Annotated in this window: 12 protein-coding genes; 6 read left to right on the top strand and 6 right to left on the bottom strand. The window is 67.1% G+C overall.

Annotation, left to right across the window (positions count from 1 at the left end; genetic code table 11):
- Positions 1-18: 18 nt before the first annotated feature.
- From FHT26_RS11100 to dnaA, 4 genes are all read right to left on the bottom strand, one after another.
- Positions 19-561, bottom strand: a complete 543-nt coding sequence (locus tag FHT26_RS11100; RefSeq protein ID WP_168560203.1) for a dihydrofolate reductase family protein — start codon at positions 559-561, stop codon at positions 19-21.
- 17 nt (positions 562-578) lie between these two features.
- The gene (gene gyrB, locus FHT26_RS11095) at positions 579-3,095 is read right to left on the bottom strand and encodes a DNA topoisomerase (ATP-hydrolyzing) subunit B (protein WP_168560202.1); all 2,517 of its coding nucleotides are present in this window, start codon (positions 3,093-3,095) and stop codon (positions 579-581) included.
- Positions 3,096-3,172: 77 nt separating this feature from the next.
- On the bottom strand, positions 3,173-4,312 hold the full coding sequence (gene dnaN, locus FHT26_RS11090; RefSeq protein WP_168560201.1) for a DNA polymerase III subunit beta: 1,140 nt from the start codon (positions 4,310-4,312) through the stop codon (positions 3,173-3,175).
- A 244-nt stretch (positions 4,313-4,556) separates the two neighbouring features.
- Positions 4,557-6,002 carry a chromosomal replication initiator protein DnaA gene (gene dnaA / locus FHT26_RS11085; protein WP_168560200.1) on the bottom strand — a complete coding sequence of 482 codons (1,446 nt, stop codon included), beginning with the start codon at positions 6,000-6,002 and terminating at the stop codon, positions 4,557-4,559.
- A 283-nt stretch (positions 6,003-6,285) separates the two neighbouring features.
- On the opposite strand from dnaA, the gene rpmH reads away from it, so the two are divergent.
- The 6 genes from rpmH to FHT26_RS11055 all read left to right on the top strand — a co-directional run bounded on the left by rpmH (position 6,286) and on the right by FHT26_RS11055 (position 11,461).
- Positions 6,286-6,420 (top strand): 50S ribosomal protein L34, encoded by a 135-nt coding sequence (gene rpmH / locus FHT26_RS11080; RefSeq protein ID WP_047486751.1) that lies wholly within the window; start codon positions 6,286-6,288, stop codon positions 6,418-6,420.
- Between the two features lie 106 nt (positions 6,421-6,526).
- The gene (locus tag FHT26_RS11075) at positions 6,527-6,976 is read left to right on the top strand and encodes a ribonuclease P protein component (RefSeq protein WP_349238128.1); all 450 of its coding nucleotides are present in this window, start codon (positions 6,527-6,529) and stop codon (positions 6,974-6,976) included.
- Positions 6,977-6,978: 2 nt separating this feature from the next.
- Positions 6,979-7,347 carry a membrane protein insertion efficiency factor YidD gene (gene yidD, locus FHT26_RS11070; RefSeq protein WP_168560199.1) on the top strand — a complete coding sequence of 123 codons (369 nt, stop codon included), beginning with the start codon at positions 6,979-6,981 and terminating at the stop codon, positions 7,345-7,347.
- Positions 7,344-9,134, top strand: a complete 1,791-nt coding sequence (gene yidC, locus FHT26_RS11065; protein ID WP_168560198.1) for a membrane protein insertase YidC — start codon at positions 7,344-7,346, stop codon at positions 9,132-9,134. Before yidD ends, yidC begins: the two co-directional genes overlap by 4 nt.
- Positions 9,135-9,432: 298 nt before the next feature.
- Positions 9,433-10,833 (top strand): tRNA uridine-5-carboxymethylaminomethyl(34) synthesis GTPase MnmE, encoded by a 1,401-nt coding sequence (gene mnmE, locus FHT26_RS11060; RefSeq protein WP_168560197.1) that lies wholly within the window; start codon positions 9,433-9,435, stop codon positions 10,831-10,833.
- A gap of 160 nt (positions 10,834-10,993) precedes the next feature.
- On the top strand, positions 10,994-11,461 hold the full coding sequence (locus FHT26_RS11055) for a cyclic nucleotide-binding domain-containing protein (protein WP_168560196.1): 468 nt from the start codon (positions 10,994-10,996) through the stop codon (positions 11,459-11,461).
- Positions 11,462-11,487: 26 nt separating this feature from the next.
- Here the strand turns inward: FHT26_RS11055 and FHT26_RS11050 are convergent, their stop codons facing one another.
- Together FHT26_RS11050 and FHT26_RS11045 are read right to left on the bottom strand one after the other, a co-directional pair.
- On the bottom strand, positions 11,488-12,051 hold the full coding sequence (locus FHT26_RS11050; RefSeq protein WP_168560195.1) for an adenine phosphoribosyltransferase: 564 nt from the start codon (positions 12,049-12,051) through the stop codon (positions 11,488-11,490).
- Between the two features lie 76 nt (positions 12,052-12,127).
- Complete coding sequence (locus FHT26_RS11045) at positions 12,128-14,125, bottom strand: monovalent cation:proton antiporter family protein (protein WP_168560194.1); 1,998 nt, start codon at positions 14,123-14,125, stop codon at positions 12,128-12,130.
- Positions 14,126-14,131: the final 6 nt, after the last annotated feature.

Below are 14,131 nucleotides of genomic sequence, written 5' to 3'. Positions count from 1 at the left end.
CTTCTCATTCCTGTGACTTCAGCGGGGGGCGTAGATGCGAAGCAAGGTGCCGTTGTCGTAGGCGGCTGTCACGAGCACGTCGAGCTTGAGGGCGTCGCCCAGGCCGCTGAACAGCGGCTTGCCGCCGCCATAGGCGATGGGCCGCGTCAGGATGACGTACTCATCGATCAGCCCCGCCTTCGACAACGCCTGAGCGAACGCTGCCCCGCCCCACGCGATGATGTCGCCGCCGGCCTGCTTCTTCAGTCCGGAGATTTCCTCGTACAGGTCGCCTCTCGCGATGGAGGAATCCGGCCAGGTCGCCTCCTTCAACGTTTTCGAGAACACGACCTTCGGGATGTCGTTCATCGGTGCGGCATAGGCATCGTCGGACTGTTGCCAGAACGGCCCCATTTCCTCGTAGCTCACGCGACCCATGATGTGGGTGCCGGCGCGACGAATGCGATCCAGTTTCCAGCGCTTGAGCTCTGCCGATTCAGGCGAACCGCCGGTGGACATGCCTTCCGGTGCGACGACGTACCCGTCGATCGACATGGTCATGATCAGGACGACTTTTCGCACAGCGGCACCCGACCCGGTCACACGTCGATGTTCGACGCCCTCAAGGCATTCGTCTCGATGAACTCCCGGCGCGGCTCCACTTCGTCGCCCATCAGCATCGTGAACACGCGGTCGGCTTCGATCGCATCGTCGATCTGCACCTTCAGCAGCCGGCGCACGGTCGGGTCCATCGTGGTCTCCCACAGCTGCGCCGGGTTCATCTCGCCCAGTCCCTTGTAGCGCTGGCGGCCCACCGCCGATTCGGCCTGCTGGATCAGCCACGCCATCGCCTGGCGGAAATCGCCGACCTTGGCTTCCTTCTGCTTCTCGCCCTCGCCGCGCTTCACCACCGCGTCGCTGCTGACCAGGCCCTTGAAGGTCTGGCCGGCCGTCGACAAGGCTTCGTAGTCGGCACCGTGCACGAAGTCGGCGCTGATCACGCTGCTCTTGCGGTTGCCGTGGTGCATGCGGCTGATGCGCAGGATGTGCTTGTCGGTGCGGGCATCGAACTCGGCCGTCACCTCGGCATCGTGCAGCGCGCCCTTCAGCGCAGCAGCGGACACCTCGGCCGCCTCCAGCGTGTCGAGGTCGAGCGCCAGGCCGTTGGCCATCGCGCGCAATGCCTCGATGTCCATCCAGCTCGAAAGGCGCTCCACCACGTTGTTGGCCATCACGTACTGGCGCGCCAGCGTTTCGAGCGTCTCGCCCAGCAGCACCGTGCCGCCGACGCCGGTCTCGAGCTTCGCGTCTTTCAGCGCCACCTTCAGCAGGTAGGCGTCCAGCTCGTGCCCGTCCTTCAGGTACTGCTCTTCCTTGCCGAGCTTCACCTTGTAGAGCGGCGGCTGCGCGATGTAGATGTGGCCGCGCTCGACGATCTCCGGCATCTGCCGGTAGAAGAACGTCAGCAGCAGCGTGCGGATGTGCGCACCGTCGACGTCCGCGTCGGTCATGATGATGATGCGGTGGTAGCGCAGCTTGTCCGGGTTGAACTCGTCCTTGCCGATGCTGGTACCCAGCGCGGTGATCAGCGTCAGGATTTCATTGCTCGTCAGCAGCCGCTCGAAACGCGCCCGCTCGACGTTCAGGATCTTGCCGCGCAGCGGCAGGATCGCCTGGAACTTGCGGTCCCGGCCCTGCTTGGCCGAGCCGCCGGCGGAGTCGCCCTCGACGATGTAGATCTCGCACAGCGCCGGGTCCTTCTCCTGGCAATCGGCCAGCTTGCCCGGCAGCCCCATGCCGTCGAGCACGCCCTTGCGGCGCGTCATCTCGCGCGCCTTGCGGGCCGCCTCACGCGCCCGCGCCGCCTCGACGATCTTGCCGCAGATGATCTTCGCATCGACCGGGTTCTCGAGCAGGTAGTCGGTCAGCGCCTTGCTGACCACGTCTTCCACCGGGCCGCGCACTTCGCTGGACACCAGCTTGTCCTTGGTCTGGCTGCTGAACTTCGGCTCCGGCACCTTCACGCTCAGCACGCAGCACAGGCCTTCGCGCATGTCGTCGCCGGTGATCTCGACCTTCGCCTTCTTCGCGAGCTCGTTGTCCTCGATGTATTTGTTGATCACCCGCGTCATGCCGGCGCGCAGGCCGGTCAGGTGGGTGCCGCCGTCGCGCTGCGGGATGTTGTTGGTGAAGCAGAGGACGTTCTCGCTGTAGCCGTCGTTCCACTGCATCGCCACTTCGGCGGTGATGTTGGTGTTCTGGTCCGACAGCTTGTCGCCGGTGGCATGGAAGATGTTCGGGTGCAGCACCTTCTTGCCGGTGTTGATGAAGTCGACGAAGCCCTTCACGCCGCCGGCGAAGGCGAAGTTGTCTTCCTTGTTGTTGCGCTCGTCGACCAGCCGGATCTTGACGCCGTTGTTCAGGAAGCTCAGCTCGCGCAGCCGCTTGCTGAGGATGTCGTAGTGGAAGTCGATGTTGTTGAAGATCTCGTCGTCCGGCAGGAAGTGCACCTCGGTGCCGCGCTTCTCGGTCTCGCCGGTGACCCTCATCGGGCTCACCTCGAAGCCGTCGCGCATCTCCAGCACGCGGTCTTGCGGAATGCCCTTGCGGAACTCGATGAAATGCGTCTTGCCGTCGCGGCGCACGGTCAGGCGCAGCCACTTCGACAGCGCGTTGACGCACGACACGCCGACGCCGTGCAGCCCGCCGGACACCTTGTAGCTGTTCTGGTTGAACTTGCCGCCGGCGTGCAGCTCGGTCAGCGCGATCTCGGCCGCACTGCGCTTGGGCTCGTGCTTGTCGTCCATCTTGACGCCGGTCGGGATGCCGCGGCCGTTGTCGGTGACGCTGATCGCGTTGTCGCTGTGGATGGTCACGACGATGTCGTCGCAGTAGCCGGCCAGCGCTTCGTCGATCGAGTTGTCGACCACCTCGAACACCAGGTGGTGCAGCCCGGTGCCGTCGGAGGTGTCGCCGATGTACATGCCCGGGCGCTTGCGCACGGCCTCCAGGCCTTCCAGGATCTGGATGCTGCCTTCGCCGTAGGCGCTCGACACTGCATCTGCAGCCGCCTTCTTGGCGGCGCCGTCGTCGGGAGTGTTCAGGGAATCGGTCATCGCGGTGTTGAACTCATGGAATACATCGGAGGCAGGCGGCCGGCGGGCGGATCACGCCCGGGATCGAGGCCGTCGGATCAAATACGCATCGGCATCACGACGTACTTGAAGCCCGCCTGCTCGGGCACGGTGAACAGCGCGCTGGAGTTGGTGTCCTGCAGCTCCAGCTTCACCATCTCGACGCTCATGTTGGCCAGCGCGTCCATCAGGTAGGTCACGTTGAAGCCGATCTCGATCGCGTCGCCGTCGTAGTCGACCTCGAGCTCTTCCTTGGCCTCTTCCTGCTCTGCATTGCTCGACGCGATGCGCAGCACGCCGGGCTCGATGTTGACGCGCACGCCCTTGAACTTCTCGCTGGTCAGGATCGCGGCGCGCTGCAGGCTGGCCAGCAGCGGCGCGCGGCCGAGCGTCACGTGGTTCTTGTGGTTCTTCGGGATCACGCGGTTGTAGTCGGGGAATTTGCCCTCGACCAGCTTGGTGACGAACTCCATGCCGCTGAAGCTGAACTTGGCCTGGTTGCCGGCGAAGCGCATCTCGATCGGCGCGTTGTCCTTCTCGTCCTTGCCGTCCTTGTCGTCTTTGCCGTCCTTCAGCAGCCGCTGCAGTTCGAGCACGGTCTTGCGCGGCAGGATGACTTCCTGCTTCGGGATCTCGACGTCGAGGTTGGCCTGCGCCAGCGCCAGCCGGTGGCCGTCGGTCGCCACGAGCGTCAGGCTCTTGCCTTCGGCGACGAACAGGATGCCGTTGAGGTAGTAGCGGATGTCGTGCACCGCCATCGCGAAGTGCACCTGGTTGATCAGCGTCTTCAGCGTCTTCTGCGGCACGCTGAACACCGGGCCGAAGTCGGCCGCTTCCTGCACCAGCGGGAAGTCGTCGGCCGGCAACGTCTGCAGCGTGAAGCGGCTCTTGCCGCCCTGCAGCGTCAGCTTGTTCTGCGCCGCGCTCAGCGTGACGGTCTGGTCGGCCGGCAGCGAGCGGAGGATGTCGATCAGCTTGCGCGCACCGACGGTGGTCGCGAAGTTGCTCGCATCGCCGTCGAACTCGGCGGTGGTGCGCACCTGGATCTCCAGGTCGCTGCTGGTCAGCTCGACCTGGCTGCCGGTCTTGCGGATCAGCACGTTGGCCAGGATGGGCAAGGTGTGCCGACGCTCGACGATGCCGGAGACGGCCTGCAGGGCTCCCAACACTTTTTCTTGCGCTGCCTTCAAGACAATCATGTCAACCTCTTAAATTAGTCGTCTTAGTAGAGGATCGCGTTCCTTGTGGAGAACGCCATTTTCCCCTTTTCCATCAACCGCTTACAGACCTCGAAACCCTGTGTGCAGCCGGCCTTGAACTCCGGGACTCGCACGCAACAACTTTCCCGGACCCGCCTGGCCTGTGGACATCTCGGCTGTTGTTCGAGAGTTGTCCCCAGGCTTGTGCTTTGACATCCCCACGCATTGGTGTCAGCAGCGTCGTTCAGCCTTTCAGCGTCTGTTCCAGCACGTGCAGCTGCTGGTTCAACTCCGTGTTCTTCTGGCGCTCGCCGGCGATCTTGCGCACCGCGTGCAGCACCGTCGTGTGGTCGCGCCCGCCGAACAGCTCGCCGATCTCGGGCAGGCTCTTCTGCGTCATTTCCTTGGCCAGGTACATCGCGATCTGGCGCGGCCGCGCGATGCTGGCCGGGCGCTTCTTGCTGTACATGTCGGCGACCTTGATCTTGTAGAAGTCGGCCACCGTCTTCTGGATGTTCTCGACGCCGACCTGGCGGTTCTGGATCGACAGCAGGTCCTTCAGCGCCTCGCGGGCCAGCTGGATGTTGATGTCCTTGTGCGAGAAGCGCGAGTACGCCAGGATCTTGCGCAGCGCCCCTTCGAGCTCGCGCACGTTGGCCCGCACGTTCTTCGCGACGAAGAAGGCCACGTCCTCCGGCATCGCGGTGCCTTCGGCATCCGATTTGCGCATCAGGATCGCGACGCGCATCTCGAGTTCCGGCGGTTCGATCGCGACCGTCAGGCCGGCATCGAAGCGCGAGGTCAGCCGCTCGTCGATGTCCACCAGCCCCTTCGGGTAGGTGTCGCTGGTCATGATGATGTGGGCCCGCTTGGCCAGCAGCGCCTCGAAGGCGTTGAAGAACTCCTCCTGCGTGCGCTCCTTGCCGGCGAAGAACTGCACGTCGTCGATCAGCAGCAGGTCCAGCGAGTGGTACTTGGCCTTCAGCTCGTCGAAGGTCTTGCGCTGGTAGTTCTTGACGACGTCGGTGATGAACTGCTCGGCGTGCAGGTAGAGCACGCGGGCATCGGTGCGGTCGGCCAGCAGCGCGTTGCCGACGGCGTGCACCAGGTGGGTCTTGCCGAGGCCGACGCCGCCGTAGATGAAGAGCGGGTTGTACATCTGCCCCGGCGCGCCGGCGACGTGCAGCGCCGCGGTGCGGGCCATCTGGTTCGCGCGGCCGGCCACCAGCGAGCCGAAGGTCAGCGCGGGGTTCAGGCGGTGACGCGGCAGCGCGGCGTTCGCGGCCGACGGGCTGCGCGGCACGGCCACGGCGGGCGCGCCCAGCGTCGCGACATCGCCACCGTCGGCACTGGCTGGCCGCGCCGGCCCGAGCGCGCGGGCGATCGGCACCGGGCCGTCGCCGCGGAAGCTGCCGATCGGCGCCGGGTTGTCGCGCGGCGCGAGCATCAGGTCGAGCCGCACCGGCTTGCCGGCGAGTTCGCTCAGCACGGCCTCGATGCGGCCGGCGTATTGGTTGCGGATCCAGTCGAGCTTGAACCGATTGGGCACACGCAGTGATGCCACCGCGCCGGAGATGCCTTGGTCGGTGACGTCGGCAGCGGGCAGCGGGCGGATCCAGGTGTTGAATTGTTGTTCGGGCAGTTCGGCTGCCAAACGCTCGCAGCCGCGCTGCCAGAGATCAGCGCTCATGTTGTGGAAAAGTTCTTCTCGGAGCGGCCGGATTCTACGGTGCAACCGGCCCGCCGGGCGGGGTTATCCACAGTCTTGTGCAGCGGGATGCAACCGCCGCACGGGCGCATGCTGCCGTGCAAGTCTTTGACTAGACTGGGGGTTTTTGGTGTAATAGTGGGTTTCCCGAAGGCTCGGCTCTTGTGACGACTCTTGTTGATCAAGGTGAGCACCGCGTGAACATCACGTGAGCAGCGCGTGAGCACCGCGTGACTTGGGGCCCCTTTTTGCAGGACTGATCATCATGAAACGCACTTACCAAGCTTCGAAGACCCGCCGCGCCCGCACCCACGGTTTCCTCGTGCGCATGAAGACCCGCGGCGGCCGTGCGGTCATCAACGCACGTCGCGCCAAGGGCCGCAAGCGCCTGGCCGTCTGAGGCCGGTTGCAGTAGCTGCAGTCACCGCATCGACGGCACCTGCCGCTTCGGCGTCAAGTGCCACCAACGCCCAACCAGCGCCCAGCGTGGCGTCCAGGGCGGCACCGTGATCGGGCGAATCGTTCAATCGGTTGACTTCGAGCGCGTGCTCGCGGCGCCCACCCGGGCCCGCAGCACGCATTTCGCCGTTCATTTCCTGGCCGCCCGGCCTGCCGTCAAAGTGGCTGCTGTCCGACACGCTGCCCACAAGTTGTCAACAGGCGAGGCACCTCTTCAGGGCGCCGCTGTGGATGACTTGCCCGAAGGCGCCTGCTGGCTCGGCGCGGTGGTGCCGAAACGGCATGCCAAGCGGGCCGTCACGCGCAACCTGCTGAAGCGCCAGATCCGGCGCGTCGTGCATGCGCAGGTCGGCTTGCCGAGCGGTCTGTGGGTGATCCGGCTGCGCAGCCCGTTCGATCGCAAGCTGTTTCCTAGCGCGGCATCCGACGCGCTGCGCACGGTGGCCGGCAACGAACTGCTGGCGGTGATGGCGAAAGCTGCCCGGACAGGAGCCTGACGATGGGGCGGTGGATCGAGTTGTTGAAGTCCGCGCCGCAACGCCTGCTGATGACGCTGGTGCGCGGCTACCGCTTCTTCCTGAGCCCGTGGCTCGGCAGTGCCTGCCGGTTCGAGCCGACCTGCTCGGTGTATTCGCTGCAGGCCCTGGAGCGGCATGGCGCGATCGGCGGCAGCTACCTGACGCTGCACCGGCTGGCGCGTTGCCACCCGTGGTGCAATGGCGGCCACGACCCGGTGCCTGACGCGCTCGGTGGCTTGTTCACCCGGCTTGCGGCCGGGCGTTCCAGCCCCATGTCCGACCCGACGTCAGCCGCTCATCCGGCGTCCCGCATTCCCTCCCCCCTTTCCCGCGAAGAGACTCTCCCATGACCGATATGCGCCGCACCCTGCTGTGGGTGGTGTTCTCGATGTCGCTCGTCCTGATCTGGGACGCCTGGAGCCGGCACAACGGTCAACCGTCGTTGTTCGGGCCGCAGCCGGTGACGACGGCGCCGGTCGCCGCGGCGGGTCCGGGCAGCGCGCCGGCCGGCGTGCCGACGGCCGCCACCGGCTCGACCACGACGGCGACCGCAGCGGTGCCTGCCGCACCGGCCGCGTCGGCGGTGGTGTCCGAGCGGGTAGTCATCCAGACCGACCTGGTGAAGGCGACGCTCGACAGCAAGGGCGGCACGCTGGCACGCGTCGAGCTGCTGACCCAGCACGAGCAGCTGCAGCAGGACCTGTGGCAGAAGGTGCAGGAATTGGTCGGCATGACGCCGCGCCATGACGAACAGTTCCAGAAGAAGAATGTCGTCGTGCTGGACGAGTCGGCGCAACGCCTGTATGTCGCGCAGAGCGGCCTGATCCCGGCTGCGGGCGGCAGCGGCCTGCCGAACCACCTGACGGTGATGAGCCTGGTCCCCGGCGAACGCACGCTGAAGGACGGCAGCAACGAGCTGCAGGTGCGCTTCGAATCGCCGGTGGTCAACGGCGTCAAGCTGGTGAAGACCTACACCTTCAAGCGCGGCGACTACGTGATCGGCGTGCACAACGAGATCACCAACGCGTCGGGCGCGCCGGTCAATGCGCGGCTGTACCTGCAGCTGGTGCGCGACGGCAACGACGGCACCGGCGGCTCGAGCTTCTATTCCACCTTCACCGGCCCGGCGATCTACGAGGAAAGCAAGCACTTCACGAAGGTCGACTTCAAGAGCATCGAGAAGCGCGGCGCCCACGATGCCCCCGACCACGTCACGACGGCCGACAGCGGCTGGGTCGCGATGGTGCAGCACTACTTCACGTCCGCCTGGCTGATCGACAAGGCCGACGGCGCGAAGCAGCCGCGCGAATACTTCACCGGCAAGGCCGACGTCACGAACGACGTGACCGGCGGCCCGGCGCACGTCTACCAGGTCGGCATGACCGTGCCGCTGGGCGACATCGCACCGAACGCCACGAAGACCTTCGACGCGCAGCTCTTCGTCGGCCCGCAGGAGGAGCACAAGCTCGCCGCGCTGGCGCCCGGCCTCGAGCTGGTGAAGGATTACGGCTACTTCAAGATCCTGGCCGAGCCGCTGTTCTGGATCCTGACGCAGCTGCACAAGCTGATCGGCAACTGGGGCTGGTCCATCATCGCGCTGGTCGTGCTGCTGAAGATCGCGTTCTACTGGCTCAATGCCAGCGCCTACCGCTCGATGGCCAAGATGAAGGCCATCAACCCGAAGGTGATGGAGCTGCGCGAGCGCCTGAAGGACAAGCCGCAGCAGATGCAGCAGGAGATGATGCGCATCTACCGCGAGGAGAAGGTCAACCCGATCGGCGGCTGCCTGCCGATCATTGCGCAGATGCCGTTCTTCATCGCGCTGTACTGGGTGCTGCTGTCGACGGTCGAAATGCGCAACGCACCGTGGATCGGCTGGATCACCGACCTGTCGGCCAAGGACCCGTACTTCATCCTGCCGCTGCTGATGACGGCGTCGAGCCTGCTGCAGACCTGGCTGAACCCGACGCCGCCGGATCCGGTGCAGGCCAAGATGATGTGGATCATGCCGCTGGTGTTCTCGGTGATGTTCTTCTTCTTCCCGGCCGGCCTGGTGCTGTACTGGCTGACGAACAACATCCTGTCGATCGCGCAGCAGTGGCTGATCAACAAGCAGCTGGGCGTGCTCGGCAAGTAGCGCGCCGACAGCGCCCCCGTGCTTGCGGCCCCCCATGCGGGGGCTTGCCGCAAGACCCGGGCGGCGCGACCATGCAGCCCTGGAACGCCGGCACTGCGCCGACGCTCCAACCGGTTCAATGCGGGGCAGACCCGCTGCCGTGAACGGCAGCGGCTCGGGAGGATGATTCGGTTCGCAGCCTGCTGCACCGGCGCTTCCCCCCGCGCCATCTTCAACCCGGGCCACGCCGCGCGCGTCGCCCGGGTTGGTCGTTTCAGGGCCGGCGATTGTCGGCCGGCGTTCCGGGACAATCGCCGCCATGCTGCCGCGCCACCACGACCCCGTCATTGCGATCGCCACCGCGCCCGGCCGCGGCGCCGTCGGCATCGTGCGGGCCTCGGGCCGCGACCTGAAGCCGCTGGTCGAGGCGCTGTTCGCCCGCCCGTTGGCGCCACGTCATGCCACCTACCTGCCCTTCACCGATGCGCAAGGCCAGGCGATCGACCGCGGGCTGGCGCTGTACTTTCCGGCGCCGCATTCCTACACCGGCGAAGACGTGCTCGAACTGCAGGCGCACGGCGGCCCGGTCGTGCTGCAGTTGCTGCTGGCGCGCTGCCTCGATGCCGGGCGGGCGATGGGGCTGCGGCTGGCCGAGCCGGGCGAGTTCACCGAGCGGGCCTACCTGAACGACAAGCTCGACCTGGCGCAGGCCGAGGCCGTCAGCGACCTGATCGATGCCAGCACCGAAGCCGCGGCACGCTCGGCCAGCCGTTCGCTGAGCGGTGCGTTCTCCGACGAGGTGCATGCGCTGCGCGACCGGCTGGTCTCGCTGCGCATGCTGGTCGAGGCGACGCTGGATTTCCCCGAAGAAGAGATCGACTTCCTGCAGAAGGCGGACGCGCTCGGACGGCTGCGCACGATCGCGGCCGATGTGGCCGGCGTGCTCGGCCGCGCACGCCAGGGCGCGCTGTTGCGCGAAGGCATGCAGATCGTGCTGGCCGGGCAACCGAACGTCGGCAAGAGTTCGTTGCTGAACGCGCTGGCCGGGGCCGAGCTGGCGATCGTCACGCCGGTCCCCGGCACCACCCGCGACAAGGTCAGCGAGACGATCCAGATCGATGGCGTGCCGGTGCATGTGATCGACACCGCCGGGCTGCGCGAGGCGGGCGACGAGGTCGAGCGCATCGGCATCGCGCGCAGCTGGGACGCCATCGAGCGGGCCGACGCGGTACTGTTCCTGCACGACCTGACGCGGCGCGGCGAGCCGGCCTACGACGCGGCGGAGGCCGGGATCGCGGCCAGGTTGCCGCAGTTGCAGACACGGTCACAGCGTGATGGCGAGCGCATCGTTCATGTCTACAGCAAGAGCGACCTCGCGACGATGCCGAGCCTGCCCGACGGCCGCGGCCACCACCTCGCGCTGTCGGCCCGCACCGGCGCCGGGCTCGACGCGCTGCGCCGCCTGCTGCTGCAACTGGCCGGCTGGCATGCGTCGCCCGACGGGCTGTTCATCGCGCGGGCTCGCCATGTCGACGCGCTGCGCCACACCGCGGAGCACCTGGCGCTGGCGCTCGAACTCGCGACCTCGCCCGACCCGGCGCTGGACCTGCTCGCCGAAGAACTGCGGCTCGCGCAAACGGCGTTGTCGCACATCACCGGCGAGTTCACGTCGGATGACCTGCTCGGCGAGATCTTCAGCCGCTTCTGCATCGGCAAGTAGCACTTTTTGTCACACGAGCCCCGACAGACGGGCCCGCGACGGTGACCGGCGGGCACAAGTTTTGCCGCGAGTTGTTGTGGTGCCCGTCACACACGCCGATAATCGCGTCACTTTCACGCACTTGCCCCGCAAGTCCGCGTCATATCACACCGAGGACACGATGGAACTGCAGCAGTTGGCACAAGCGATTCAAACGTTGAATGCGGAAGACGCCTTTCGCGCCCGTTTGACGCCCGACCAGTGGCGCGTCATCGGCCCCTACCTCACGCGCCACGACATCCGCGCCGGCGACCTGCTGATCAAGCAAGGCGACTCCGACCGCAGCATGTACTTCCTCGGCCAGGGCTCGCTGCAGGTCTTCGTGACGGGCGGGCCGCCCGGCAGCAACCGCATCGCGATCCTGCGCGCCGGCTCGGTGGTCGGCGAACCGGCGCTGTTCCTCGACGGCCCGCGCATGGCCAACGTCGAGGCGATGACGCCGTGCATCGTCTGGGCGCTGCGCGGTCCGCGCCTCGAAGAACTGGCCCAGCGCACGCCAGCCCTCGCCCTCGAACTGGTGCGGGCCGCCGGGTCGGTGATGGCGCTGCGGATGCGCGCCAACATCACGCGCCAGACGCCGGTGACCTGAGCGGCTTCGCGGCCGGGCCCTGCTGTTCAGTGGCCCGCGAAGTCGACCAGCGTGAACAGCGGCAGCCCCGCTTCGCGCAGCCGCTGCGAGCCGTGCAGCTCCGGCAGGTCGACGATCGCCGCGCCTTCGATCACCACCGCACCCAGCCGCTGCAGCAGCCGCATGCCGGCCATCATCGTGCCGCCGGTGGCGATCAGGTCGTCGACCAGCACGATGCGATCGCCCGGCTTCACCGCATCGGTGTGCATCTCGACCGTCGCCGAGCCGTACTCGAGCTCGTAGGTCTCCTGCACCGTGGTGAACGGCAGCTTGCCTTTCTTGCGGATCGGGATGAAGCCGACGTTGAGCTCGTAGGCCAGCACCGATCCGATGATGAAGCCGCGCGCGTCGAGCCCGGCGATCGCGGTCGGCCGCACGTCGAAGTAGCGGTGCACGAACTCGTCGATCAGGATGCGGAAGGTGCGCGGGTCGGCCAGCAGCGGCGTGATGTCGCGGAACTGCACGCCCGGCTCCGGCCAGTCGGGCACGGTGCGGATGCTGCGCTTGATCGTGTCGCGCGCTGGGTCCTGGGGAATGGTGTCTGCGGTCATGGGATTCGCCGTCGGGAACGGGGCGCCATTGTGAACCCGTCGGGGCAGTTCCCTGCCGAGGCCGGCGGAAGACGGCTCAGCGGCCGAGCAGCTTGCTCTCCGCCAGCGCCAGCGGCTCGGGCAGCCCCGACAAGACCAGCGTGTCGCCGCCGGCCAGCAGCAGCGCCTCGTGCGGTTTCGTCACCGCGCCCGACGCGCGGCGCACCGACACCACCGTGACGCCGACCGCATGCAGCGCCAATGCCGACAGCGGCTGGCCGACCCACGTCGCCGCCGGCGGCAGGCTGACGCTGAGCAGCCGCGCCTGCTGCAGCTCGTCGACGGTGTCGTCGTCGGCGCCATGGAAATAGCCGCGCAGCAGCCCGTAGCGCGCATCGCGCTGGTCCTGCACGACCCGGATCACGCGCCGCATCGGCACGCCGACCAGCGCCAGCGCATGGCTCGCGAGCATCAGCGAGCCCTCGATCGCCTCCGGCACCACCTCGGTCGCGCCGGCGGCCTGCAGCCGCTCGATGTCGCTGTCGTCGAGCGTGCGCACGATCACCGGCACCGTCGGTGCGTGCGCCTGCACCAGGTGCAGGATCTTCATCGCCGACGGCGTGTCGTGGTAGCTGACGACGACCGCACTCGCGCGCGCCAGCCCGGCCGCCATCAGGCTCTGCAGCCGCGCGGCGTCGCCGAACACCACGCTCTGCCCGGCCGCCGCGGCCTGGCGCACGCGGTCGGGGTCGAGGTCGAGTGCCATGTACGGGATGTGCTCGCCGTCCAGGATGCGCGCCAGGCTCTGGCCGCTGCGGCCGTAGCCGGCGATGATCACGTGCGCTTCGGTGTTGATCGCGCGCTTCGCGATGCTGGTCATCGCGACCGACTGCATCAGCCAGTCGCTCGAACTCAGCCGCATCACGATGCGGTTGCTGTACATGATGATGAACGGCGTGGCCAGCATGCTGAGCACCATGCTGGCCAGCACTGGGCTCTGCAGGTGGGCCGGGATCAGGTGCTCCTGCGTGGTCAGCGTCAGCAGCACGAAGCCGAACTCGCCCGCCTGCGCGAGGTACAGGCCGGTGCGCAGCGCGACGCCGGGCGCCGCGCCCGCCAGCCGCGCCAGCAATGTCACCAGCGCGAACTTGAACAGCACCGGCAGCACCGTCATCACCAGCACCAGCGGCCATTGCCGCAGCACGATCTCGACGTCGAGCTTCATGCCGATCGTGATGAAGAACAGCCCGAGCAGCACGTCGTGGAACGGGCGGATGTCGGTCTCCACCTGGTGCTTGTACTCGGTCTCGGCGATCAGCATGCCGGCCACGAAAGCGCCGAGCGCCAATGACAGCCCGGCGTGCTCGGTCAGCCAGGCCAGCCCCAGCGTGACCAGCAGCAGGTTCAGGATGAACAGCTCCTCGCTCTTGCGGCGCGCCACCAGCGTCAGCCACCAGCGCATCACGCGCTGACCGCCGACCAGCAGCACGGTGAGCAGGGCCACCGCCTTCAGCGCGGCCCAGGCCAGCGCGGGGCCGAGCGTGTCGGGCGACGAACCCAGCGCCGGAATCAGCACCAGGAACGGCACCACGGCCAGGTCCTGGAACAGCAGCACGCCCATCACGCGACGGCCGTGCTCGCTTTCCAGTTCGAGCCGCTCGGCCATCAGCTTGACGACGATCGCGGTGCTGCTCATCGCGAGCGCCCCGCCGAGCGCGAACGCGCTCTGCCACGACAGGCCCCAGCCGCGGCCGATCTGCGCCAGCCCCCAGCCGAGCAGCGCATTGCCGGCCAGTGCGGCCAGCACCGTCATCGCCACCTGGCTGAGCCCGAGGCCGAACACCAGCCGGCGCATGCTGTTCAGCTTCGGCAGGTTGAATTCGAGCCCGATCACGAACATCAGGAACACCACGCCGAATTCGGCCAGGTAGGTCATGCCGGCCGAATCCTTGGCCAGACCCAGGGCATTCGGGCCGATCAGCACGCCGACCGTCAAATAGCCGAGCATCGGCGGCAACTTCAGCGAACGGCATGCCACCACGCCCGCGACGGCGGCGACGAGATACAGCAGGACGAGTTCGAGAGTGGATGCCATTGAAAC

Origin of the sequence: Rhizobacter sp. SG703 (genome assembly GCF_012275445.1) — a bacterium.
Taxonomy (GTDB): Bacteria; Pseudomonadota; Gammaproteobacteria; order Burkholderiales; family Burkholderiaceae_C; genus Rhizobacter.
The sequence above is the reverse complement of the archived record's forward strand: the minus strand, read 5'-3'. Positions and strand labels throughout refer to the sequence as shown.

Excerpts from the sequence above, each read along its gene's own strand:
- FHT26_RS11045 (WP_168560194.1), bottom strand. The coding sequence starts at position 14,125 with ATGGCATCCACTCTCGAACTCGTCCTGCTGTATCTCGTCGCCGCCGTC.
- dnaA (WP_168560200.1), bottom strand. The coding sequence starts at position 6,002 with ATGAGCGCTGATCTCTGGCAGCGCGGCTGCGAGCGTTTGGCAGCCGAA.
- yidC (WP_168560198.1), top strand. The coding sequence starts at position 7,344 with ATGACCGATATGCGCCGCACCCTGCTGTGGGTGGTGTTCTCGATGTCG.
- dnaN (WP_168560201.1), bottom strand. The coding sequence starts at position 4,312 with ATGATTGTCTTGAAGGCAGCGCAAGAAAAAGTGTTGGGAGCCCTGCAG.
- FHT26_RS11055 (WP_168560196.1), top strand. The coding sequence starts at position 10,994 with ATGGAACTGCAGCAGTTGGCACAAGCGATTCAAACGTTGAATGCGGAA.
- gyrB (WP_168560202.1), bottom strand. The coding sequence starts at position 3,095 with ATGACCGATTCCCTGAACACTCCCGACGACGGCGCCGCCAAGAAGGCG.
- FHT26_RS11050 (WP_168560195.1), bottom strand. The coding sequence starts at position 12,051 with ATGACCGCAGACACCATTCCCCAGGACCCAGCGCGCGACACGATCAAG.
- yidD (WP_168560199.1), top strand. The coding sequence starts at position 6,979 with ATGGGGCGGTGGATCGAGTTGTTGAAGTCCGCGCCGCAACGCCTGCTG.
- mnmE (WP_168560197.1), top strand. The coding sequence starts at position 9,433 with ATGCTGCCGCGCCACCACGACCCCGTCATTGCGATCGCCACCGCGCCC.
- rpmH (WP_047486751.1), top strand. The coding sequence starts at position 6,286 with ATGAAACGCACTTACCAAGCTTCGAAGACCCGCCGCGCCCGCACCCAC.